The following is a 20,360-nucleotide window of genomic DNA, read 5'->3' as shown; positions in this document are numbered from 1 at the left end:
GTTAAGCGGGCTGGGTGATGACGACCTGCGCGCCGTTTTTCAGCCCGGCGGCGTTGGCCTCTTCGGTATCGATATGGAACTCAAGCACAAAATCATCGCGCACCCGAATCACCACCTCATCAAACGTCAGCCGGCGCTCGCCGTTGCTGCGGACGCTGACCTTCTGCCCGTTGCTGACGTTCAGTCGGCGGGCGTCCTGCGGCGACATATGAATATGCCGCCAGGCGCAGATCACCTGCGAACGAAGCTCAACGTGGCCCGCCGGGCCGATCAGCAGCGCGCTGCCGGCGTTCTCCAGCTGGCCGGACTCGCGCACCGGCGCCCTGATACCGAGAGTGAAGCAGTCGGCGCGGGAAATTTCCAGCTGGCTGCAGGGCCGGGTGGGGCCGAGGACGCGCACCTGGGTCAGCGAGCCCTTAGGCCCGACCACGGTGACGCACTCTTCGGCGGCGAACTGCCCCGGCTGACGCAGCGGCTTCAGCGGGGTTAGCGCGTAGCCCTTGCCGAACAGCGCCTCGACATCCTGCTGCGCCAGATGAACGTGGCGGTTAGAGATGCCGACCGGGATCTCCGGGGCGACGCGGTTCAGGCGGGTGGCAATTTTTTCATGGAGCAGAGCGTCGATCATGCCTTCTTCCCTCTCCTCTGCGCGGCGTTTTTGTCTTCCGCCTGGTCCGCTACCGGCTCTGCGGCGTAGGGCGCGGCCGGCTCTTTTTCTTGTGGCGGGAGCGAGGCGTCGGCTTTAGCCGCCGGCGCCCCGGCCTGGGCCGCAGGACGCGACGGGCGGCCTTTTAATTTACCCAGCGCATCGACCACGCTGCGTTCCGGACGGGCGATGACCAGCGAGCCGACGACCTGGCCCGCGGCGACGACTTCGACACCGCGCTCAATCGCGGTGTGGATGGCGCTGATTTCGCCTTCAAAGCAGACGCTGACCAGCCCCGATCCGATTTTACGGTAGCCGATGCAGCTCACGCCTGCGGCTTTGCAGGCGGCGTCGACGGCCTGAATGGCGGCGACCAGCCCTCGCGTTTCAATTACGCCTAAACTTTTCATTGTCAGCTCCTGTTAATGGCGGACTAAACGAATATCAAAATCAAACTGCGCGAAGAACGTTTCCAGCCGGTCTAACTCTTCTGCCGAATAAGACGGGTCCTGAGTAATCGGGTACGGCATATCCAGGCGTTCATATTTTTTACGCCCCAGCTGGTGGTACGGCAGCATATCGATGCGGCGGATATTTCCGCGTTTTGCTAGCTTCTGTACGTAATCAATGGCGCCGGTAATGGCTTCCCAGGAGTCGTTATATCCGCGTACCAGCGGCATCCTGACAATCACGTTGGCGCCGGAGTCCACCAGCCACTCCAGATTGCGGCGGATCCCTTCGTTGCCAATGCCGAATAACGCTTTATGGTGCGCGCTATTGATTTGCTTAATATCGAATAAGAAGGTGTCGGTGACCGGCGCGAGCTTCTGGTAATTAGCCAGCGGGGTGGTGCCCTGAGTTTCGATAGCGGTATTGAGCATCATCTTTTTGCATTCGCTAAATAAGGCGACGGCAAAATCGGTCTGCAGGCTCATTTCGCCGCCGCCGATAGTCACGCCGCCGCCGGAGGCGATATAAAAATCGTAATCCTGCATGATTATCTCCATCAGCTCGCTGACGGTGACGTCTTTACCCATAATATCCAGCGCGTTCCGGGTGCAAATCTCTTCGCATTTACGGCAGCCGATGCAGTCTTTATTGCGGTCGACGAAGTGCTTCATTTCGCCGTTTTCCTCTGCCCGGTAATGAATACCCGCCGGGCAGACGCTGACGCAGTCGCCGCAGTTAACGCATTTATCCTGCGAGAACATCACCTGAAACTGGCTGGTAAGCCCTTCCGGGTTCGCGCACCACGGGCAGCGGATATTGCAGCCTTTGAAAAAAACCAGCGTGCGAATACCGTCCCCGTCGTAGATCGAATACTTCTGAATATTGAAGATGCGGCCGGTTAATTCTTGTGTTGCGATCACGTTTGCCTCCTCCCCGTCCTCCGGCAGGCCGCAGCAACCTTATCTGCGGCCCGCCCTCGGTGAAGAACTTCCTGTTATTTCTCAAATAGGGCTCAAATATTTCTCAAATGATGCCTAGAACTTTTCAATCACCGTACGGCTGATGATTTCGTCCTGAACTTCTTTGCACAGCTCGACGAAGTAGGCGCTGTAGCCCGCTACGCGGACGATCAGGTCGCGGTATTTTTCCGGCTCCTGCTGGGCTTTTTTCAGCACTTCGTTATCGACGTAGCTGAACTGCATCTGGCCGTTGCCGAGAATTGATGCAGTACGCAGCAGCGTGATCAGGCCATGGCGTCCTTCGGGAGTATCCAGCAACCCTTTGAGGAACTTGAAGTTGTGCACCATGCCGATGTTCATGGTCTCCACGTTCATCTTGCTGACCGACTTGATTATCGCCGTCGGACCCTGCTTATCGGCGCCCTGGGTCGGGCTGATGCCGTCCGAGAGCGGCATCCACGCCAGGCGACCGTTCGGCGTGGCGTTGGTCAGCTCGCCGATCGGCGTGTTGTTGGAGATCGACAGGGTGCCGTGGCTGAGGGTGGAGTAGAGCATCTGGTACTTACGGCACTCGCGCTCGGTCCATTCGGTGATATCCAGCGCGTACTGGTCAACGTAGTTGTCGTCGTTGCCGTATTTCGGCGCGTTCAGGCAGTCGCGGCGCAGCCCTTCGAAGCCTTCAAAGTTCGCCAGCATCGCGTCGCGGATCTGCTCGAGGGTATATTTTTTATCTTCATACACCAGCTTGCGGATCGCGGCTAGGGAGTCGACGTAGGTCGCCAGGCCCGAGAAGATCAGACCCGGCCCGTGGTTGACCATCGCGCCGCCGGCCGCCACGTCTTTACCGCTCTCCATGCAGCCTTCCACCAGCAGCGACATCAGCGGTTTCGGCGCCACGTCGCGGTGCACGCGCTGGCTGATCACCGTCCCGATTGCCGACAGGCGCACGATATGGGCAATCTGCTGTTTCACCGCCGCGTCGAACGCTTCGAAGGTGTGCAGGTCGCGCAGATCGCCGGTATCCAGCCCCTGATAGCTATCGAACAGCACCATCCGGCCGCGGTTCAGCACGAACTCGATGGCGATGGGCCACTGGGTGTAGCCGGTGGAGGTCCACTGGTAGATACGACCGGATTTCTGCGGCTCGACGCAGCCCATCAGGCAGTAGTCGCGGGCGTCTTCGAAATCGAAGCCTTTACGCAGCATCATCTTGATATGGGAGTCATCGAAGTGGCAGGCCGGGAAGCCCATGCCCGCTTTCACCACGTCGACGATTTTTTCCATGTACTTCTGCGGCGACTGGTTGTGAATGCGGCAGGCCAGCGACGGCTGGTAAACCTTCACGAAGCGCACGGCGTCCATAATCAGATAGGTGAGATCGTTGCAGGCATCGCCGCCGGAGCGCTTCTGACCGCCGACGGTCAGGTTGATAAACGGCTGATAGCCGGCGAAGTATTTCGCCCCCAGCTCGCTGGACATCCACATCAGCTCGGCGCACTTGATGATAAAGGCCTGCATCATCTCCAGCGCGGACTCGTGGGTCAGGCGCCCTTCGCGAATATCGGCCTCAAACATCGGGTAGCAGTACTGGTCAACGCGGCCGAGGGAGAGGCCGGTCTGGTTCTCTTCGACTTCGAACAGCGACTCCACGGTCCAGATGCTCTGCAGCGCTTCCTGCAGGGTTTTCGGCGGGTTGGCCGGCACGTTCTGGTTAACCTCGGCGATGGTCAGCAGCTCGGCGCGACGCCGGGCGTTCTGCTCCCTGGCCGCCAGCTCCCGGGCGTGGGCGGCGATGCGGTGGGAGTAGTTAATGACGCCTTCGCAGGTTTCGATCGCCGCCTTGTAGTAGTAAATGCGGTCGATATCTTCCGGGTTCTCCATGCTCAGCTGCTCGAGGCGGGCCTGCGCATCGGCCTTAATGCCGTTCATCCCTTTGGTGAACAGCAGGACGTCGTAGCCCGGGCAGGTATCGCCCCCGCCGTTGATCTGGTGATAGGAGAGGTCGCTGACGAAGGTCTCGCCGCTGAACGCCCAGACGCCGGCTTCGCGATACTGCGCTTCGCAAATCTCATCCAGCGAACGGCCTTCCCAGAACGGGACGATCTCCTCGCGGATAGTTTTTTTATCTTCTTCGCTAATCTCAAACGGATCCTGCGGGCGGGTGCTCATGGTGTCGAGCTCGTCGCGCACCCAGCGCCAGGCGATATCCGGCGAGAAGGCGCCCGCGCGCGGTTTGCCGCACGGATGGCCGACGATCAGCTCGTCATCCTGAATCAGGATCGGCGCGGTTTCGCAGGCGTGACGGAACGCTTTGGCGCGCAGCAGAATGGTTGGCATGCCCGGGTTGGCTTTGACCACTTCGGTAAAGGCCAGCGCGCGGTAGATGGAGACGCTCGGGCGCACGGTCAGGTAGTGGTTACGCAGGCGCTGCATGCGCGGGGTCAGGCCTTCCATCACCGGCGTATCGGCGCAGGCGGCGAACGGGGCGGCAGAGACCTGCTGCGCGCCGCGGAACAGGCGCACCGGCAGGTTCAGCGCGCTGAGGTTGTGCTGGGCGCTGAGGAACATGTCGGAGAGCGCATTGATGCTGGCGTTCTCGAGGCTCGCGCCGTGCAGCAGGGCGTCAAACATCGGGTAGCCGTCGATGGCGCAGGCGGCGCGGACTTCGCTCAGCTCCGCCAGCTTGAACCACAGGCATTCGACGATCTCATAGGCCTGCTGTGGCGTCAGGGCGCCGCTGTCGATATCGCGCTGGTACCACGGCAGCAGGGCCTTATCGGCGCCCTCCGGGTTCACCGAATAGCTGCCGTTATCGAGCTGCAGCGCGAGCTGGAACAGATAAAAGGCCTGGCAGGCTTCTTTAAAATTGCGCGCCGGGTGGGCCGGAACCTGGTGCAGGATGGCGGCGCTGTCGCGCAGTTCGCTCTGGCGGTAAGCGTTGCTTTCGCCGGCGGCCAGGGTCTCCGCGCTGGTAGCGAGATTTTGCGCCAGGCTCAGCAGCCCGTCGCAGGCGTAAATCGCCGCGCGGCAGCCGTTGACTTCATCCATGCCGCTGCGGCTGACGGCGCTGCCCAGGCTGCGGGTCTTCTCTTCAAGCTGGTGTTTTATCGCCAGCACGCCTTTCTCGATGACCAGCTTATAGTCCGGGGAGTCGAGGTCGCCGTTCAGATTGAGAAACTGGAACGCCGACGGGCGATGGGCCGCGCTTTCATCGTGAAAGATGGCGCCGTGCGGTTTGCGGGTCTGGTTGCCGACGATCAGCTCGTCGGCGCTGATGCACACCGGCAGCTGGCGCATCAGTTCATAGAAGCGGCGCGCCGGTTTAACGGCGGCGGGAACGCCTGCGATATCGCCATCAAGGGCGTTGAGCGTCGTGGCATGTTCGGTGCACAGGGTGCTTTTTTGTGCGAGTAAACGTTTTGCCAGCACGTTGACGCGCGGCGTTAAGCTGTAGTGTGCCATGGGTAAGGTTCTCCAGTTCTTGTTATCAGTGGCCCTGAACGGCGCCGCCGGTCCACGCCCGGCGATAGAGTTCGGTTAAAGCGTGAGCGTCCGGCGTGCGCGGGTTGGTTGGGGTACAGCCATCGCGCAGCGCCTGACCGACCATTTCCGCCAGCCGGCGGTCAAAATCAGCGGCATCGACGCCGGTATCGCGGATGCCGGCCGGCATGGTCATTTCGTCTTTTAATGCCTGAATGGCGATCAGCAGGCTGGCGACGCCCTCGCGGGGGCTGGCGGCCGGCAGATCCAGCAGATGAGCCAGGCGAGCGTATTTGCACGCGGCGTCGGTATCGCACCGTCCCTGATAATCGGCGTTCCACGCCACGACTTCCGCCATCAGCAGCGCGTTGGCGCGGCCGTGCGGGACGCGGAAGACGCCGCCGAGCGCGTGGGCGAGGCTGTGGGTGATGCCGAGCGAGGCGTTGGTAAAGGCCATTCCCGCCATGCAGGAGGCGTTATGCATCTTTTCCCGCGCCAGCAGGTTATCGCCGCTGCGCCAGCAGGTCGGCAGGTAGCGAAACACCTGCTGCACCACTTTTTCCGCCAGCGCGTCGGAAAAGTCGCTGGCATTGAGAGAGACGTAGGCTTCCAGCGCGTGGCACAGCACGTCCATCCCGGTATCGGCGGTGATCGCCGGCGGCACCGAAGTCACCAGCGCCGGGTCGAGAATGGCGATATCCGGCAGCAGGGACGGGTCCACCAGCACCAGCTTTTCGGCGCCGGCTTTCACCACCGAAAAGGCGGTCACTTCAGAGCCGGTGCCGCTGGTGGTGGGGATCGCCACGAAGCAGGGGCGCTCGCGGCGGGCGTCCGGACGGGTTTGCGCCAGGGCGAAAATAACCGCTTTGGCGGCATCAATCACCGAACCGCCGCCGAGGGCGATAACCAGATCCGGGTAGCTGTCGTCCATCAGCTTCATACCGCGCACGATAGTGGCGATATCCGGGTCGGCCACCACGTCGTCCCAGACCTGGAAGGTGATGCCGCGCTGCTGCAGGATCCGGGTCACGCGTTCGGCGAGACCAAATTTCACCATCGCCTTATCGGTGACCAGCAGGACGCTGCGGGCGGGAAGCTCGCTCAGGACCGCAAGCGCGTCCTGACCAAAGCGGATCCGAGGTTTCAGTAAAAATTCACTCATTGGACTATTCACTCCTTAAGCGTCCCGAAACACGTTCTCGACAATGGCAACCACCGACATGGCCTTGTAGCGGTCCCGGTTGAGCGCTAAATACTCTTCAGCCAGCACGATGTCGTGCATGCCTGCGCCGACGCTATCGATGGCGACCCAGGTCTGGTCCTTCATTGGCCGCTGTTCATCGTCTAACCTGGCGATTAACAGCAGGTTGCTGCCGCGTAGCTCAGCGCATTTCTGCGTGGCGACCACATGTCCGACTACCTTTGCGAGAATCATTGTTTTTATCGCCTTATCTCAATGCATTACTTACCGAGGCGCTCCAGCACCTGGCGGATAACGCGCTCCACGTTTTGCTCGCTGATGTCGCCTTCCGCCTCGACGGCGGCGCGGACCGCAAAGCGATCGTCCGCCGTCGCGCTAAGGGTCGCCGCGGCGGCGGCAGGGGCGGTGAAGCGCTGGTCGTCAACAATGCTGCGGTGCGGGTTATCGACCGGGGCGACGATGGTGGGCTGCGGTTCAGGGCGGCTGCCCGGAGCGCGCAGTTCATCAATGGAGCGCACGCCGTAGCCGACCCTGCGGATGTTGAGCAGGTTCATTGGCCCGACGTTATCGGAGCTGGAACCGCCGCCGACGGCGCCGCAGCCAAGGGTTAATGCCGGGGTGATATTGGTGGTCGCCCCGATGCCGCCCAGCGCCGCCGGGGTGTTGATCAGAATGCGGTTCACCGGTTTTTCGAGGCAGAACTGGCGGATGACGTCCTGGTTACGGGTGTGGATCACCAGGGTGTGGCCGAGGCCTTCGTTGGTCAGCAGCTCCATCACCCGGTTGCAGGCCGCCTTCCAGTCCTCTTCCACGTACAGGCCGAGTACCGGACACAGCTTTTCGCGAGAGTAGGGGTTTTTGTGCGAGACGGTGGTTTGCTCGGCGATCAGCACCCGGGTGCTGGCCGGGACGCTGAAGCCGGCCATTTGGCTCAGATACAGCGCGGTTTTGCCAACCACTTTCGGGTTGATGGTGCCGTTGGCGCGCAGCAGCAGGGCCGCCATTTTCGCCGCTTCGCCCTCGTTCATAAAGTACGCGCCCTGGGCTTCCAGCTCGCGATGGACTTCGTCGTAAATGCAGCGTTCGACGATGATCGACTGCTCGGAGGCGCAGATCACCCCATTATCGAAGGTTTTGCTGGTGATGATATCTTTCACCGCGTGGTGGATATCGGCGCTGCGTTCGATAAACGCCGGGCCGTTGCCCGGGCCGCCGCTGATGGTCGGGGTGCCGGAAGCATAGGCCGCGCGCACCATGCCTTCGCCGCCGGTGGCGAGGATCAATGAGACCTCTTTGCTGTGCATCAGTTCGGAGGTGGCTTCGAGGGTCAGCTGGGTGATCGCGCCGACGCTGCCCGCCGGGGCGCCTGCGGCTTCGGCGGCGCGCTTAACGATCTCTATCGCTTTCCAGCTGCACTCGCGCGCGCCGGGATGCGGGGAAAAGATAATCGCGTTGCCGGCCTTGAGGGCAATCAGCGTTTTATAGATAACGGTTGAGGTCGGGTTGGTTGACGGCACCAGCGCACAAATCACCCCCAGCGGCACGCCCACGTCCATCACTTTTTTTAGCGGATCGTCATGAATGATGCCGACGGTCTTCATATCTTTGATGGCGTCGTAGACGCGCAGCGAGGCAAAACGGTTCTTCAGCACCTTGTCCTGCCAGTTGCCAAATCCGGTCTCTTCCGAGGCCATTTTCGCCAGCGCTTCGGCGTGGTGCGCCGCTTCCTGGGCCACGTTTTTCACGATGGCGTCGATTTGCTGCTGCGAAAAGGTGGCCAGAATCGCCTGGGCCTTTTTGGCGCTGCGCACCAGTTCCCGCGCGTTCTGGCGGGACTGCAAATCGTTATCCAGTTCAATCATGAGTCTATCCTTCATCAGACGAAAAGAGTGGAGACGGGGCGCGCCCTGTCAGGTCATGCTTTGTGCTGCGACGCGATTTTCTCGATATCGTTATGCGGTCGCGCAATGACGCGAGAGGTGACGACTTCGCCGATGCGTTTCGCCGCTTCCACGCCGGAGTCCACCGCCGCGTTCACCGCGCCGACGTCGCCTTTCACCATCGCGGTGACCAGCCCGGAGCCGACGTTTTCATAGCCAATCAGCTCGACGTTGGCGGCTTTACACATCGCATCGGCGGCTTCAATACAGGCCACCAGACCTTTGGTTTCGATCAGACCAAGCGCTTCTTTCATCATGTTGTCTCCCGTTATTCCGCGACTTTGTAATGCGCGACGATTTTGTTGATGTCGTTATGCGGACGCGCGATAACCAGCGAGGTCACCACTTCGCCGATGCGCTGCGCCGATTCCACGCCGGAGTCCACCGCCGCTTTCACCGCGCCGACGTCGCCTTTCACCATCGCGGTGACCAGCCCGGAGCCGACGTTTTCATAGCCAATCAGCTCGACGTTGGCGGCTTTACACATCGCATCCGCCGCTTCAATGCAGGCCACCAGACCTTTGGTTTCGATCAGACCTAATGCATCACCCATTTGCGTTCTCCTGGCCTTAAGCCTTGTGTTTAATAACAATTTTGTTGATGTCGTTATGCGGACGCGCGATAACCAGCGAGGTCACCACCTCGCCGATGCGCTGCGCCGATTCCACGCCGGAATCCACCGCCGCTTTTACCGCCCCGACGTCGCCTTTCACCATCACGGTGACCAGCCCGGAGCCGATGTTTTCATAGCTAATCAGCTCGACGTTGGCGGATTTGCACATCGCATCCGCTGCTTCAATGCAGGCTACCAGGCCTTTGGTTTCAATAAGCCCCAATGCATCACCCATGGTTGTTCCTCCAGACAGGTTTGTGATTCGGGAAAACCGTCCGCGTAACGGCGTCAACACGCGGTAGCGGCGTTCGGGGTTCACTATAGGGAATGGCGGGAGAAGTGAAATTTAAATCCGTGAGAGCTATGTTTTTAGTTTTTTACTCTGTGATTTAGCGTTCGAAGGGCCTGTATTTATCTCTTTGTGCTGAGATGGGGCGATGGAATTGGCTGCGGATGCGGCGCGTTTTTCGCCGTCCTGACGGGCGGCGGTAAATGTTAATGGGTTGCTAATTTAATGCTGGGGTCGGGTAATATACCCATCGTTTAAGTGTGGTTATGGTCATGTTTTCCGCCGGGAGCTAAACGCAAAAAGTGCGGTTTTACAGCATGAGGCGGCGCGGGGAAAAAATGGGATGGGGCCGGCGCGGGCGGGGCAGGCCGTCAGTCAAGCTTGCTGCCGGACTTGAGGGTACAAACGTAGAGCGGCGAATTGATCGAGCTGAGCAGAATCGCCTTCTCGTTGAGCTTCTGGGCGTTGAGAAATAGCCCGTCGTGGCTGTCGGACATCTCGCGCATAAAGTAGGCGAAGATCACGTCAGGAGATTCGTCGATCGATGAGGCGCTGGATTCCCACCGGCTGATGCGGTAGTGGCGCTCGGTTGAGGAGATGCGTTTACTGGTATAGCTGAATTTAACGTAGCGCTGCAGGTAGAGCCAGCCGGCGGCGGAGTCGGTATAGCCTTCAACGACCATCGAGCCTTTGCCGTGGGCGGCAAAATTGAAGTGAATGTTGCCGTTAACGTTCTCTTTATCCATGTTTTCAAAGCGCATGATGGCTTTGGTCGAGCAGCTCATCGCCCCGTCGTTTTCCGCCGGCAGCAGCTTCCAGGCGCTGAGCCCGGCGGCGGTGATAAACGCCAGGGCTGAGAGGGCGAAAAAAGGCCGGGGTGCGAGTCTCATTGCGGTTTCCAGGAGTAGTAGAAATAGTTGTCGCAGTAGCTGAAGGGGTTGTCTTCATGCATCGCGCAGTGGGCGAGGAAGACGCGGCCCAGGCCGTTGGTCTCCAGCCGATCGCCGTAGAAGAAGACAAAACGTTCGCCGGGTTTGCACTCCAGCTTCAGCCGCTGGCGCACGGCGTCAAAGTTTTTGCCGTAGGCGGTGCCGGCCACCGAGCGCAGCATCTCATCGCTGGCCAGCAGTTCGCACTGGCTGTGGGTCATCTGCGTCAGGGTAATGGGGCGCGATTCGCTGCTGCCGAAAAAGCTGAAAAGCACCAGCAGCAGGGCGATGGTCATCAGGCAGACGCCGGCGATATACCAGCAGGTGCCGCGCGCGTGTCGGGTTGGCTTCGGACTCTGCGCCGCGGCCGGCGGCACGGCGTCCGGCTCCTCGGGCGGCAGCGACGGCGGTTCCGCCTGCGGCTCCGACGGCACGGGAGCGTCCAGCTGATGAACGGTGATTTCCGGGTTCAGCTGCAGCAGTCCGCGCGAGACGGTGACGATAATATTGTCGATCTCATAGTGGCGGAAGGTTTTGCGCAGCATGCTCAGGTACTGATTGAGGTTGCTGTTCGAGGAGGTTAAGCCGTTGTCATCCCAGACCTTTTTGAGCACCTCATCGCGGCTGACAATCTCCGGGTTACGCAGAAAAAACCACAGCAGCGCGCTGGCGGTGATCGACAGCTGGCTGTCCGCCTCATCGCTTCCCGGTAGGATTAGTGTGCCGTCCGTTGCATCATAAATGAGACGGCCATTGATGTTGTAGCGCATCGCGGCCTCAATCTAATCGCCTGACCTGTCAGGCTCAACGTGCTTCACGCGGGAAGCGTCATCCTCGTCAGATCGCTGACCAGCGATCGCCGGTGTTCGGCGCTCATGGTGCGCCCCTCGGTTAGCTCCGATAGCCAGATGCCGTCCGCCGCGTAGCGTACCAGGGTGCCGGTGTGGCCGTTGTCCAGCGCGTCGCCCTGCGCGAGGTGATCCAGCATCCAGTCTCGCCAGCATTTTCGCAGCACCGGCTCATCCGGCATCGCCAGCGACAGCACCATCAGCTGGCGGCTCTCCTGGGTGTCCGTCAGCTCAGGGGCCGACAAATAGTGCAAATAGGCGCGGGTAAAGCGGCCGTAAGAGACGTTATCCGCGGCCATCAGCTCGGCGATCGCCTCTTCCATAATCGCCAGCAGGCGGGCGAAGAGGGCAAAAATCAGCGCCTGCTTGTTGGGGAAGTGGTGCAAAAGACCGCCTTTGCTCACCCCGGCTTCGCGCGCCACGGCGTTCAGCGACAGCGAGGCGATGCCGTCTCTGCCGGCAATCATCGCCGCGGATTCCAGCAGCTGCTGATATAAACGGACGGGGTCTTTTTTTCGGTGTTGGGCTTCCATGTTCATGGCCTGAATCATACCGACCAGACGGTATGATTATTCTTGATCGCTATCAATGTGAGGGGGAGTGGGCGGCGGTGGAATGCCGTTATTGCGCGGAGGCTCACAATTCGTCATATAAATCAGCGCGTGGCGTGCGGCAGTCGCTGCCGCACGAGGGCGGGTCTTTAATCGACAAGATCCTTCACGATACTCATCAGCTGGCGAATATCTTCCGGGCGGGTATTCCCGCTCTGCGGGTCGATGATTGAGCTGTAGATATGCGGCATCACCTGCGCAACGCCGGCCTGCAGGCAGGCCTGCAGAATGGCGGCGAAGTTATTCAGGTCGATACCGCCGGTGGGTTCAATCAGCGTCATGCCGTTGTGCGCGGCGCTTTGGGCGAGAACCTTTAGCTCATCCAGCGAGCGTTCGCCGCCCATGGGAAAGAACTTAGCGGCGTGCGCGCCCATATCCTGAATCATCCTCACCGCCGCATCGGCGGAGACCCTGGCCGGCGTTCCCTGCGCGCTGCTGACTCCGGTCGAGATAAGCACCTCTCCGGGCCTGCCGGTGGGGCTTATCAGCGCGTTAATCCGCGTGTTCTGTCCGCCGGTGGCGGCCAGCGCGCCTGCCGCAAAGCCGCAGCCGGTAAAGGTCTGATTGACGTGGGCGGGATGAAGCTTCGCCGAAATCATCGCCGCTTTATAGAACTGGGCCGGATCGCCCGCCCCCAGGCCGACGGAAATAGCGGGAATGTCCGTCATCCAGCGGCGCACTTCCGCCACGCCCTCATCGACGTCAGAAAACTGTGCGGATAAAACGCCAATTACCGCATGGCCTTCGGCGGCGTCGTGAATCTCCCGGGCGTTGGCGATATCTTTTGCCAGAACGTTAATCGCGACCCGTCGGCGGTAAAAGTTAATCTGCTGCATGTTCGGTAATCTCCTTGAGTCGCGCGATAATAAGCGGCATCTCACCTTCGGCAATGGTCCGCGGGTCGAGGCTAAACGCACCCTGGTGCAGGGCGTAGCGGCGGGCATAGATGGCGATTTCGCCGCCGCGCAGCCGGGCTTCAACTTCGCCGGCGTCGAGGCCCAGGGCTTCTTTATTGACCCTGACCCGAATGCGCCAGATGGCCCGCCCGGCCTCATCCTGTTCGATATCCGCCTTCAGCCCGCGCAAGGCGGATATCGCCTCGGCGAAGGGGCGCAGGGCGGCCGCATCGGGGGCCGGCGCGGCCGCCTGATAGCGGTTGAGGGCGTACACCAGGCCCACCATATTCTCTTTGCCTACCTTCATCGCCCTGGCGATGCCGTTATGCTGTGCCCTGCAGGCCGCGATCCAGGTGCGTTTTCCGCTAATAAATCCGGAAGTGGGGGCGTTGAAGGCCTTGGCGCCGCTGTAAATCACCATATCCGCGCCGGTGGCGACCCAGCGGCGAAGATCCTCTTCGGCGGCGGCATCGACAATCAGCGGCAGGTTGTGCCGCCGGGCGACCTGCACAAAGTCGTCGATGGCGAGCATCCCTTTTTGCACGCAGTGGTGCGATTTCACAAACAGCAGCGCCGCTGTACGGTCGCTGACGGCGCTCTCCAGCTGCCAGCGCGCGGCGAGATTGCTGGAGCCGACCTCGATAACCCGTCCGCCGCCGAGGCGGATCGCGCTGGTTATCGGCGCGCCGTAATCGACGTTGTGGCCGCGCAGGATGATGATTTCGTTGGCCATGCCGCTGCTGTCCGGCATCAGCGCCACCTTATCCGGCTCGCCGCGAGTGATCGCCGCGGCCACCGCGATGGCAATCCCCGCCGAGGCGCAGGACGTCAGGTAGCTATCCTCGGCGCCGGTGTGGGTGGAGATAAGCTCCCCGGCGCGCTCGGTGAGCCTGTCGATTTCAACGAACGCTGCGGCGGCTTCGGCGGCGGCGTGCATGACCTCCGGGTCAACGGACGAGACGCCGAGGATCGTCATTTTGCCGCAGGCGTTAATCACCCGCTTTAGCCCAAGCCGTTGATAAATATTATCGTTCATGGCCTACAGCACTCCCGTCAGCGAGCAAACGATGCTGATCGCGACAATCGACAGTAAAATCGTGGTGTAGCGCGGACCCTTTTTCAGCAGATAGAAGTAGACGGCAAAGACTGCCGCCAGCGGCAGCAGGCCCGGGGCAATAGAGTCGAGGATCTGCTGCACCACCACCTCGGAGCCTTTCAGCGCGCTGATTTTCAGCGGGGTGGTGATTTTGACGTAGCTTGCCGACAGCGCGCCCATCATGATCAGCCCCAGCACGTTGGCGCCGTAGATCAGCTCCTTGATGCGCCCTCCCTGCAGCAGGCCGATTATCGAATCTCGTCCGAGGGTGTAGCCTTTATGCACCAGCCCGTAGCTTATCGCCATGGTGATCGCCGGGTAGAGGATCAGCGGCGCGATACCGCCAAAGGCGCTGCCGCTGGCGGCAAAGGGGATAAAGATCGCGATCAGCAGCGGCATGACCGCGGCCCAGATGATGGAGTCGCCCATCCCGGCCAGCGGCCCCATCAGGCCGGTTTTGATACCGGTAATGGAGGCGTCGCTAATCGGTTCGCCGCGGGTTTTCTGCTCCTCCATGGCGATAGCGATCCCCTGGATAACCGCGCCGAAGGTTTGCTCGGAGTTAAAGAAGTTGAGGTGGCGCTTCAGGGCCTCGGCCTGCTCCTCTTTCTCCGGATAGAGCTTTTTGATAATCGGCGTCATCGAGGCGCAGAACACCAGGCTTTGCAGACGCTCGTAGGAGCTGGAGACTTCCGCCCCCAGCCAGTAAATCAGCCAGGCCTTGGTGATATCGGCCTTGCTCAGCGCCCGGCTTTCGCGGGCCCGTTCAACCAGCTCATGTTGCATGACATCGCTACTCATTATGCCGCCCCTTCATTTTTGGCGAGGCCTTTAATCAGGAAGGCCACGCAGGTACCGAAAATCGCCATCGCCATGATGTCCACCTTCAGGTAGAGCACCGCAAAGAATCCGCCGATAAACCACGGCAGCAGGCTCTTCTTGCCAATCACCATGATGGTGATGGCGAAGCCCAGCGCGGGCAGGATGCCGCCCATAATTTCAAACGAGTGGGTCAGCCAGTGCGGCATCAGCTTGAGGAACTTCTCGACCACGCTCTGCCCGAAGTAGTTGGCGGCAAAGACCACCGGGAAGCGCAGCAGCAGCCCAAGCAGGGCCGGGTAGATGAAGGCGCAGCGCATGATCCCCGTCATGTTGGCGCTTTCGGCGTGCTTATCGGCCATGTGCACCCACGCCGCGTTCAGCGTCCGGCGCAGCTGATCGAGGAATACCCCGATCACGCCGAACGGAATCGCCAGGGCGATCGCCAGGTTCGGCTCCATCCCCGCCTTCACGGCAATCGGGATGGCGATACAGGCGGCCAACGCCGGATCCGACGGGACGTTACCGCCCGGGGTGGAGGTAACGCCCAGATAGACCAGCTGCATACCTGCGCCGATGATCATCGCGGTTTTCATATCGCCCAGCAGCAGGCCGACGAAAACGGCAATCACCACGGGCTGCAGCAGCATGGCGGAGAAGGTATAGCCTAAACGTAATCGAGCGAACCAGTAATAGAGTCCCATCAGGCTCGCAAAAAGTAATGTGTCCATAGTTTTTACCTGCTTATCAACTGGTTAGAATTTTTTCAGGATGTCGTCCAGTGACTGGGGCTTATCTTCCGGGATCGTCTGGAAGAACACCTGAATTCCGCTATTTTTCAGCTCACCCAGGATGCCGACGTCTTTTTCATCGAGGGTGATGTTCTGAAATACCGCTTTCCGGTTTGGCCCGCCGCCAAGTCCGCCGACCTGAATCGAGGCGACGTCGAAACCCTGCAGCACGGCCTGCTGGATGGCACTGAGGGAAGGAAACAGCACCAGCACGTTCCCCTCGCCGAGCTGGTTCTCCCGCCAGGCCGCGGTAAAGCTGGCGTTGCTGAAACAGTCGACTTTGATATTCGGCGGCGCCGCCATCAGGTAGATATTTTTCATAAACGGATCGGCGTCGAGCTCGTCGCTGACCACGGCGATACGGTTAGCCTGCGACTGGCCGACCCATTTGGTGACAACCTGGCCGTGAATCAGACGGCTATCGATACGACATAAAACGATTTTTGCCATGATGGGCTCCTTAATGGTTTAACTGGTTCACGTGGGCGACGACGTCGCGGCAGCTGCTGCGTCCGGCTTCCACCAGCTCGTTAACGCAGCGGGTCAGCGGTCCCTGTTCGCGCTTATCCAGCGCTTCCAGCAGCAGCGAAGCGTTGAGGCCGCAAATCACGGCGATCGGATAATCGGCGCTCAGGCGGGCGGCGACGTTAGAGGTGGTGCCGCCGATAAAGTCGGTGAGGATCAGCGAGCCTTCCGGCATCGACTTCACCGTCGCCTCAACGCGCTGGTAATACTCGCCGAGGGTATCGACGGGCATCAGGGCGATTTCCGTCACGCCTTCAATTTCGCCCGTGACCATGCGCAGGCTGTTGCAAAGCGGCGTACCCCAGCCGCCGTGCGTCAGCAGCAGAATTTGCGGTAATGGGTGTGCAGGTACAGTAGATGACAAGGTGGCCTCCTGGCGCCGTTTTATAGACGCTATGGATAGAGCAAAGGCCGTGCCAGCATTAGTGTCATCTGCGGGAGATGAGGAGGGCTGGCGGGCCGATGGGCCGCGCCAGCAAAGGGATTAGCTATACAATAATTCGTAGATATAAATATATTCCGCATCCGATAAGCGGATGGCGTAGGCCTCCTCCACCGGGTGGAAGGCGGATTTAATGACACTAAAGGCGTGAGTATCCATATCGGGCTTCATTTCCAGCGCCATCTGTAACGGTTTGCGGTTAATCACGATACGCTCGACCATACAGCAGCAGTGGATCAGGAAGCGTAGTGTCACCTGGCGGCTGGGGGCGATCGCCAGGGTCGCGCGCAGCTGGCTGAGGACGCCCTCCATCTCTTTGAGGATGCGCTGCGGGTTGAGCACCGAAATATGGTTGATGATGCTCTCCATGGTCAGGGCGCTGATAAATCGGGACGCGCTGCGCTCCATCTCCAGCCGCCGCTCGGCGCTGGAGAGATCGGGGGTCAGCAGGCTTAACACCAGCTCCGGGCCCTGCTCGGAAAACAGCTCCTCCAGTGAGATAAACGGAATATCCGGCAGCCCGGGCTGGAAGGTCCCGACGATGCCCGCCAGCCGCTCGTGGGCGCTAATGGCCTGCTGCACGCGCTCCGGGCTGCGCACTTCGTTATAGTCGAGGATCACCATGCGGGTGTCCTGCGACATCAGCTCGCCGAAGCTCTCCTCCAGCACCGTTTTGATTTTCTCCGCCGTGCCCATGCCGGTAATGCAGGAGATGACCAGCACCTTGCCGACGTTTTCCTGCTGCGGGGTGCACAGCTGGCTGGGGATGCCTTTTTCCTGCATAAGCGCCGCCAGCCGCGGCAGGTCGCTGGTCTCGTAGCTCAGATCGAGGCCAATCTCCAGCAGGCTGGTCAGGGTGATATCCGGCATCAGCAGGACGTCTATCTGGAATAGCTTGCTGATGGTGCTGCCGAAATGCACCAGCGAGCCGATATCGACGATCAGAATCAGCCGCTGCCAGCTCCGCGCCTGCATCAGGCGGATCAACGCATCCAGGGTGTCGTGCACCGACTGTTCGAACGGCATATCGATGGCGTTGAACAGCTCGCGTTCCAGCACCCGATTGACGTACTGCGCCATGCTGGTGGCGGTGGTGGCGCCGTGGGCGATCAGTATCACCCCGCAGTCGGGGCTGACGCCGATCCGCTGGCGGTAATGGCGGCACTCCTTGAGGAACAGGCACAGCCAGACCACCTCCGTCGCCGGGCACTGGATATTTAGCAGGTCGTTGATTTTCCTACATAGCTGGGTGGCGTTCTCATACTCATCTTTGCAGCGATCGAGAATCAAACTTGAGGAGTAGAGCTGCGGGATCAGCCCCCGCTGGACGTAGCCGATCAGCGCCAGCAGGTGCTTGCGCAGGGGATTGACCAGATTTTCCGGCAGGGAAAAGCCCAGGATCTGCTCGACATAGCTAATCAGCAGAGCGACGCGCTCTTCAATCTGGTCGCCATAGCGGGGCGAACGCGTGCCGCTGTCGCGGCTGTAGAGACCATATTCGAAAATGGAGCTGAGCTTGTTTTTGAGAATGGCCAGCGTCTCTGCGGGCGGAACGTTACTGTTGCGCAGATTGACGTATTCCCGGGTCAGAAAGCTGTAGAACAGATCGCTCTCTTCGATGCCGCCATCGCCGCCCGCCGGGCTTTTAAGCTGCGGCAGCGTGCGGGCGTCAATACTGAGCAGGGTTTTACCATTGAACAGCGCGTCGACCAGCATCCGCTGCTCCTGCGTGGGGTTTATGGCGCCGTCCGCCAGCTTGCCATCCAGCAGCAGGACATCGTGCTGCGCCGCCATCCCCGATGCCCAGGCCTGGGCGCATAAAAACTGGATGTCGCTTTTTAGCTGACCGATATTGCCTTCCAGCGGCTTATTCAGCAGCCACAGCAGCAGCGTTTTATCGATGCTTGCCGAGCGCTCGATCTTGCGGCTCTCCCGCTGCAGGAAGCCGATAATCAGTTCGATCTGCTCCTCCAGCGAACGCTGGCGGATGCCGGGAAGATCGATGGCGACCTGAATGCGCCGTTGAAAAGTGCGCAGCAGCGACGAGCTCACCGGTTCGGTGGTGGCGCAGATCAGGCGTACGGTGATGCTTCGCGCCGGGCCGCTGGCGCCCAGCGGGCGATACTCGCCTTTATCCAGCAGCGAGAAGAGCTTCTCCTGGCCTTCATAGGGCAGGCGGTGGACTTCGTCGAGCAGCAGGTAGCCGCCGTCGGCCTGTTCAACCAGGCCCGTCTTGCTCTCCGTTGCGCCGGTAAACGCGCCCTGCCGATGGCCAAAGAGGTGGGAAGAGAGCAGCTCCGGGTTGTTGGCGTACTCGGCGCAGTTAAAGTACACGAGCGGCGGAGGGCTATCGTCGGTGTGCTCGCAGGCGTAGCGGTGCATCAGCTCGGCGAAAAAAGTCTTTCCGACGCCGGAGGGGCCGGTCAGCAGCACGTGCAGCCCCTGCGGATAGAGCACCGCCGCTTTGCCTTTTTCCACCGCATCCCGCAGGCTGCGATCGTGGCCGATTAACAGCGTTAACGGATCGCTGACCGACGGCAGATCCCGGTCGGGCAGCAGGTCGCTAATGGCGCCGATCTCGCGCTCCGACTCAGCCAGCGGCCGAGCCAGCAGGGTTTGCGTGGCCTGCAGATGCAGAAAGAATACCGGGCGCCCGCGGGTTTTGATAACCAGCCCGTCGCTCCACAGCTGGTTTAAATCTTTACTAACGGAGTTGCGCGCCAGGCCGAGGTTAAAACCGATTTGCTCCGCGGTGAAGGCGCCGGCGCCGGCGGCCAGGTCGTCCCGGCTGATGGTCTGCGTCAGCCGCTCCAGTTCACGCAGTACTACCTCAATACGTCTCATCTCGTTACCGGATTGCTTAAAGGTGATGCTTGAGAACATACACCATCCTGCCCGATGAGAAAGAGACGGGAAACGAAGTTGCGGGCGACTGACTACAACAAATAGCCGTTTCGGGATAAATCAGCGCGTCAGGGACTAAATCAGCCTATTTGAGCGGCGACGCCGGGTTGGCCATACGTCGCCCGCTGCGCTTAATCCACCCGCTGATGGATTGCCAGCCCGCTCTCACCGACCGCCAGATCCGGGCGCAGCGTCAGGGAGGGGATCAGATAGTCGCCGTGGTTTTGCCGGCGGAAGGGGATTGGCGCGGTGCTCGCCAGCGTATCCAGCCGCTGCCCGAGTTCCCGGCACTGCTGCGCAAAGCGCTGCTCGTCCGTTTTCTCGGTGCGGTAGAACACCAGCGGCGGCAGCACCTCGAAGCCGGGATAAAACAGCATCCCGTGCTGGATCGGAAACAGGATATCGTTAATCGGTCCGTTAATGCCGCGCGGGGCGTAGTGCTCCTCCCAGCCGCCGGTGGTGACAATCAGCATCGCCCGTTTGCCCGCCAGGGTGCCTTCGCCGTAGCGGTCGCCCCAGTGGTGGTCGCTGTGCTCCCCGACGCCGTAGGCAAAACCATAGGCGTAAACCCGGTCGATCCAGCCCTTCATAATGGCGGGCATCGAGAACCACCACAGCGGGAACTGGAAAATCACCGTATCCGCCCACAGCAGCTTCTCCTGTTCCGCAACGATATCCGCGCTTTGGGTTCCCTGTTCAAAGGCCTGCTTTGAATCGAGCGTCGAGCGCCAGAACTCGCCGACCGGCGGGGCGCTGCTGTCGTCAGCATCAAAGCCCGCTTTCCAGCGCATGGCGTAGAGATCGGAAACCTGCACCTCGTGGCCGGCATCGTGCAGATGCTGGACGGCAAAATCTTTTAGCGTGCCGTTCAGGGAGCGGGGTTCCGGATGGGCGTAAATCAGCAGTACTTTCATGAGAATC

21 protein-coding genes are annotated in these 20,360 nt (G+C 60.6%); all 21 read right to left on the bottom strand.

Features of this window, described 5'->3' with window-relative positions:
- Nucleotide 1: 1 nt before the first annotated feature.
- Nucleotides 2-628, bottom strand: coding sequence for a phosphate propanoyltransferase (locus MMW58_RS25515; protein WP_241722363.1), 627 nt, complete (start codon nt 626-628; stop codon nt 2-4).
- Entirely contained in the window at nt 625-1,056 is a 432-nt protein-coding gene (locus tag MMW58_RS25510) for a BMC domain-containing protein (RefSeq protein WP_241722362.1), read from the bottom strand. The genes MMW58_RS25515 and MMW58_RS25510 overlap by 4 nt, the downstream gene beginning before the upstream one ends.
- Before the next feature lie 12 nt (nt 1,057-1,068).
- Nucleotides 1,069-2,016 carry a choline TMA-lyase-activating enzyme gene (gene cutD / locus MMW58_RS25505; protein ID WP_133600792.1) on the bottom strand — a complete coding sequence of 316 codons (948 nt, stop codon included), beginning with the start codon at nt 2,014-2,016 and terminating at the stop codon, nt 1,069-1,071.
- A 114-nt stretch (nt 2,017-2,130) separates the two neighbouring features.
- The gene (gene cutC / locus MMW58_RS25500; protein WP_133600791.1) at nt 2,131-5,517 is read right to left on the bottom strand and encodes a choline trimethylamine-lyase; all 3,387 of its coding nucleotides are present in this window, start codon (nt 5,515-5,517) and stop codon (nt 2,131-2,133) included.
- 25 nt (nt 5,518-5,542) lie between these two features.
- Nucleotides 5,543-6,697: a 1-propanol dehydrogenase PduQ gene (locus tag MMW58_RS25495; protein WP_241722361.1), complete on the bottom strand. Its 1,155-nt coding sequence runs from the start codon at nt 6,695-6,697 to the stop codon at nt 5,543-5,545.
- Nucleotides 6,698-6,712: 15 nt separating this feature from the next.
- Nucleotides 6,713-6,970, bottom strand: a complete 258-nt coding sequence (locus MMW58_RS25490; protein WP_045860276.1) for a EutN/CcmL family microcompartment protein — start codon at nt 6,968-6,970, stop codon at nt 6,713-6,715.
- Nucleotides 6,971-6,996: 26 nt separating this feature from the next.
- The gene (locus MMW58_RS25485) at nt 6,997-8,598 is read right to left on the bottom strand and encodes an acetaldehyde dehydrogenase (acetylating) (protein ID WP_241722360.1); all 1,602 of its coding nucleotides are present in this window, start codon (nt 8,596-8,598) and stop codon (nt 6,997-6,999) included.
- Between the two features lie 53 nt (nt 8,599-8,651).
- On the bottom strand, nt 8,652-8,930 hold the full coding sequence (locus MMW58_RS25480; RefSeq protein WP_015585230.1) for a BMC domain-containing protein: 279 nt from the start codon (nt 8,928-8,930) through the stop codon (nt 8,652-8,654).
- A 14-nt stretch (nt 8,931-8,944) separates the two neighbouring features.
- Nucleotides 8,945-9,229, bottom strand: a complete 285-nt coding sequence (locus MMW58_RS25475) for a BMC domain-containing protein (protein WP_041143877.1) — start codon at nt 9,227-9,229, stop codon at nt 8,945-8,947.
- A gap of 16 nt (nt 9,230-9,245) precedes the next feature.
- Nucleotides 9,246-9,524, bottom strand: a complete 279-nt coding sequence (locus MMW58_RS25470; RefSeq protein ID WP_010634659.1) for a BMC domain-containing protein — start codon at nt 9,522-9,524, stop codon at nt 9,246-9,248.
- A 425-nt stretch (nt 9,525-9,949) separates the two neighbouring features.
- The gene (locus tag MMW58_RS25465; protein ID WP_076946504.1) at nt 9,950-10,468 is read right to left on the bottom strand and encodes a FidL-like protein; all 519 of its coding nucleotides are present in this window, start codon (nt 10,466-10,468) and stop codon (nt 9,950-9,952) included.
- Complete coding sequence (locus MMW58_RS25460; RefSeq protein WP_241722359.1) at nt 10,465-11,277, bottom strand: transcriptional regulator; 813 nt, start codon at nt 11,275-11,277, stop codon at nt 10,465-10,467. The genes MMW58_RS25465 and MMW58_RS25460 overlap by 4 nt, the downstream gene beginning before the upstream one ends.
- Nucleotides 11,278-11,321: 44 nt before the next feature.
- Nucleotides 11,322-11,906: a TetR/AcrR family transcriptional regulator gene (locus MMW58_RS25455; protein WP_133600787.1), complete on the bottom strand. Its 585-nt coding sequence runs from the start codon at nt 11,904-11,906 to the stop codon at nt 11,322-11,324.
- 149 nt (nt 11,907-12,055) lie between these two features.
- Complete coding sequence (dagF, locus tag MMW58_RS25450; protein ID WP_241722358.1) at nt 12,056-12,802, bottom strand: 2-dehydro-3-deoxy-phosphogluconate aldolase; 747 nt, start codon at nt 12,800-12,802, stop codon at nt 12,056-12,058.
- On the bottom strand, nt 12,789-13,898 hold the full coding sequence (dgaE, locus tag MMW58_RS25445; RefSeq protein WP_241722357.1) for a D-glucosaminate-6-phosphate ammonia lyase: 1,110 nt from the start codon (nt 13,896-13,898) through the stop codon (nt 12,789-12,791). Before dgaE ends, dagF begins: the two co-directional genes overlap by 14 nt.
- Before the next feature lie 3 nt (nt 13,899-13,901).
- The gene (locus tag MMW58_RS25440) at nt 13,902-14,762 is read right to left on the bottom strand and encodes a PTS system mannose/fructose/sorbose family transporter subunit IID (protein ID WP_161795728.1); all 861 of its coding nucleotides are present in this window, start codon (nt 14,760-14,762) and stop codon (nt 13,902-13,904) included.
- Nucleotides 14,759-15,508, bottom strand: coding sequence for a PTS mannose/fructose/sorbose/N-acetylgalactosamine transporter subunit IIC (locus MMW58_RS25435; RefSeq protein WP_045860234.1), 750 nt, complete (start codon nt 15,506-15,508; stop codon nt 14,759-14,761). The genes MMW58_RS25440 and MMW58_RS25435 overlap by 4 nt, the downstream gene beginning before the upstream one ends.
- A gap of 24 nt (nt 15,509-15,532) precedes the next feature.
- Complete coding sequence (locus MMW58_RS25430) at nt 15,533-16,018, bottom strand: PTS sugar transporter subunit IIB (RefSeq protein ID WP_099842683.1); 486 nt, start codon at nt 16,016-16,018, stop codon at nt 15,533-15,535.
- 10 nt (nt 16,019-16,028) lie between these two features.
- Entirely contained in the window at nt 16,029-16,457 is a 429-nt protein-coding gene (locus MMW58_RS25425) for a PTS sugar transporter subunit IIA (RefSeq protein ID WP_133600783.1), read from the bottom strand.
- Between the two features lie 120 nt (nt 16,458-16,577).
- The gene (dagR, locus tag MMW58_RS25420; protein ID WP_241723781.1) at nt 16,578-19,379 is read right to left on the bottom strand and encodes a transcriptional regulator DagR; all 2,802 of its coding nucleotides are present in this window, start codon (nt 19,377-19,379) and stop codon (nt 16,578-16,580) included.
- Nucleotides 19,380-19,570: 191 nt separating this feature from the next.
- Nucleotides 19,571-20,353 carry an NAD(P)H-dependent oxidoreductase gene (locus MMW58_RS25415; protein WP_241722356.1) on the bottom strand — a complete coding sequence of 261 codons (783 nt, stop codon included), beginning with the start codon at nt 20,351-20,353 and terminating at the stop codon, nt 19,571-19,573.
- Between the last annotated feature and the right edge of the window lie 7 nt (nt 20,354-20,360).

The organism is Klebsiella sp. HC6 (assembly GCF_022605325.1).
Classification (GTDB): Bacteria; Pseudomonadota; Gammaproteobacteria; order Enterobacterales; family Enterobacteriaceae; genus Klebsiella; species Klebsiella terrigena.
The sequence above is the reverse complement of the archived record's forward strand: the minus strand, read 5'-3'. Positions and strand labels throughout refer to the sequence as shown.

Coding starts and splice junctions, on each gene's coding strand:
- MMW58_RS25515 (WP_241722363.1), bottom strand. CDS start 628: ATGATCGACGCTCTGCTCCATGAAAAAATTGCCACCCGCCTGAACCGC.
- MMW58_RS25510 (WP_241722362.1), bottom strand. CDS start 1,056: ATGAAAAGTTTAGGCGTAATTGAAACGCGAGGGCTGGTCGCCGCCATT.
- cutC (WP_133600791.1), bottom strand. CDS start 5,517: ATGGCACACTACAGCTTAACGCCGCGCGTCAACGTGCTGGCAAAACGT.
- MMW58_RS25495 (WP_241722361.1), bottom strand. CDS start 6,697: ATGAGTGAATTTTTACTGAAACCTCGGATCCGCTTTGGTCAGGACGCG.
- MMW58_RS25490 (WP_045860276.1), bottom strand. CDS start 6,970: ATGATTCTCGCAAAGGTAGTCGGACATGTGGTCGCCACGCAGAAATGC.
- MMW58_RS25485 (WP_241722360.1), bottom strand. CDS start 8,598: ATGATTGAACTGGATAACGATTTGCAGTCCCGCCAGAACGCGCGGGAA.
- MMW58_RS25480 (WP_015585230.1), bottom strand. CDS start 8,930: ATGAAAGAAGCGCTTGGTCTGATCGAAACCAAAGGTCTGGTGGCCTGT.
- MMW58_RS25475 (WP_041143877.1), bottom strand. CDS start 9,229: ATGGGTGATGCATTAGGTCTGATCGAAACCAAAGGTCTGGTGGCCTGC.
- MMW58_RS25470 (WP_010634659.1), bottom strand. CDS start 9,524: ATGGGTGATGCATTGGGGCTTATTGAAACCAAAGGCCTGGTAGCCTGC.
- MMW58_RS25465 (WP_076946504.1), bottom strand. CDS start 10,468: ATGAGACTCGCACCCCGGCCTTTTTTCGCCCTCTCAGCCCTGGCGTTT.
- MMW58_RS25460 (WP_241722359.1), bottom strand. CDS start 11,277: ATGCGCTACAACATCAATGGCCGTCTCATTTATGATGCAACGGACGGC.
- MMW58_RS25455 (WP_133600787.1), bottom strand. CDS start 11,906: ATGATTCAGGCCATGAACATGGAAGCCCAACACCGAAAAAAAGACCCC.
- dagF (WP_241722358.1), bottom strand. CDS start 12,802: ATGCAGCAGATTAACTTTTACCGCCGACGGGTCGCGATTAACGTTCTG.
- dgaE (WP_241722357.1), bottom strand. CDS start 13,898: ATGAACGATAATATTTATCAACGGCTTGGGCTAAAGCGGGTGATTAAC.
- MMW58_RS25435 (WP_045860234.1), bottom strand. CDS start 15,508: ATGGACACATTACTTTTTGCGAGCCTGATGGGACTCTATTACTGGTTC.
- MMW58_RS25430 (WP_099842683.1), bottom strand. CDS start 16,018: ATGGCAAAAATCGTTTTATGTCGTATCGATAGCCGTCTGATTCACGGC.
- dagR (WP_241723781.1), bottom strand. CDS start 19,379: ATGAGACGTATTGAGGTAGTACTGCGTGAACTGGAGCGGCTGACGCAG.
- MMW58_RS25415 (WP_241722356.1), bottom strand. CDS start 20,353: ATGAAAGTACTGCTGATTTACGCCCATCCGGAACCCCGCTCCCTGAAC.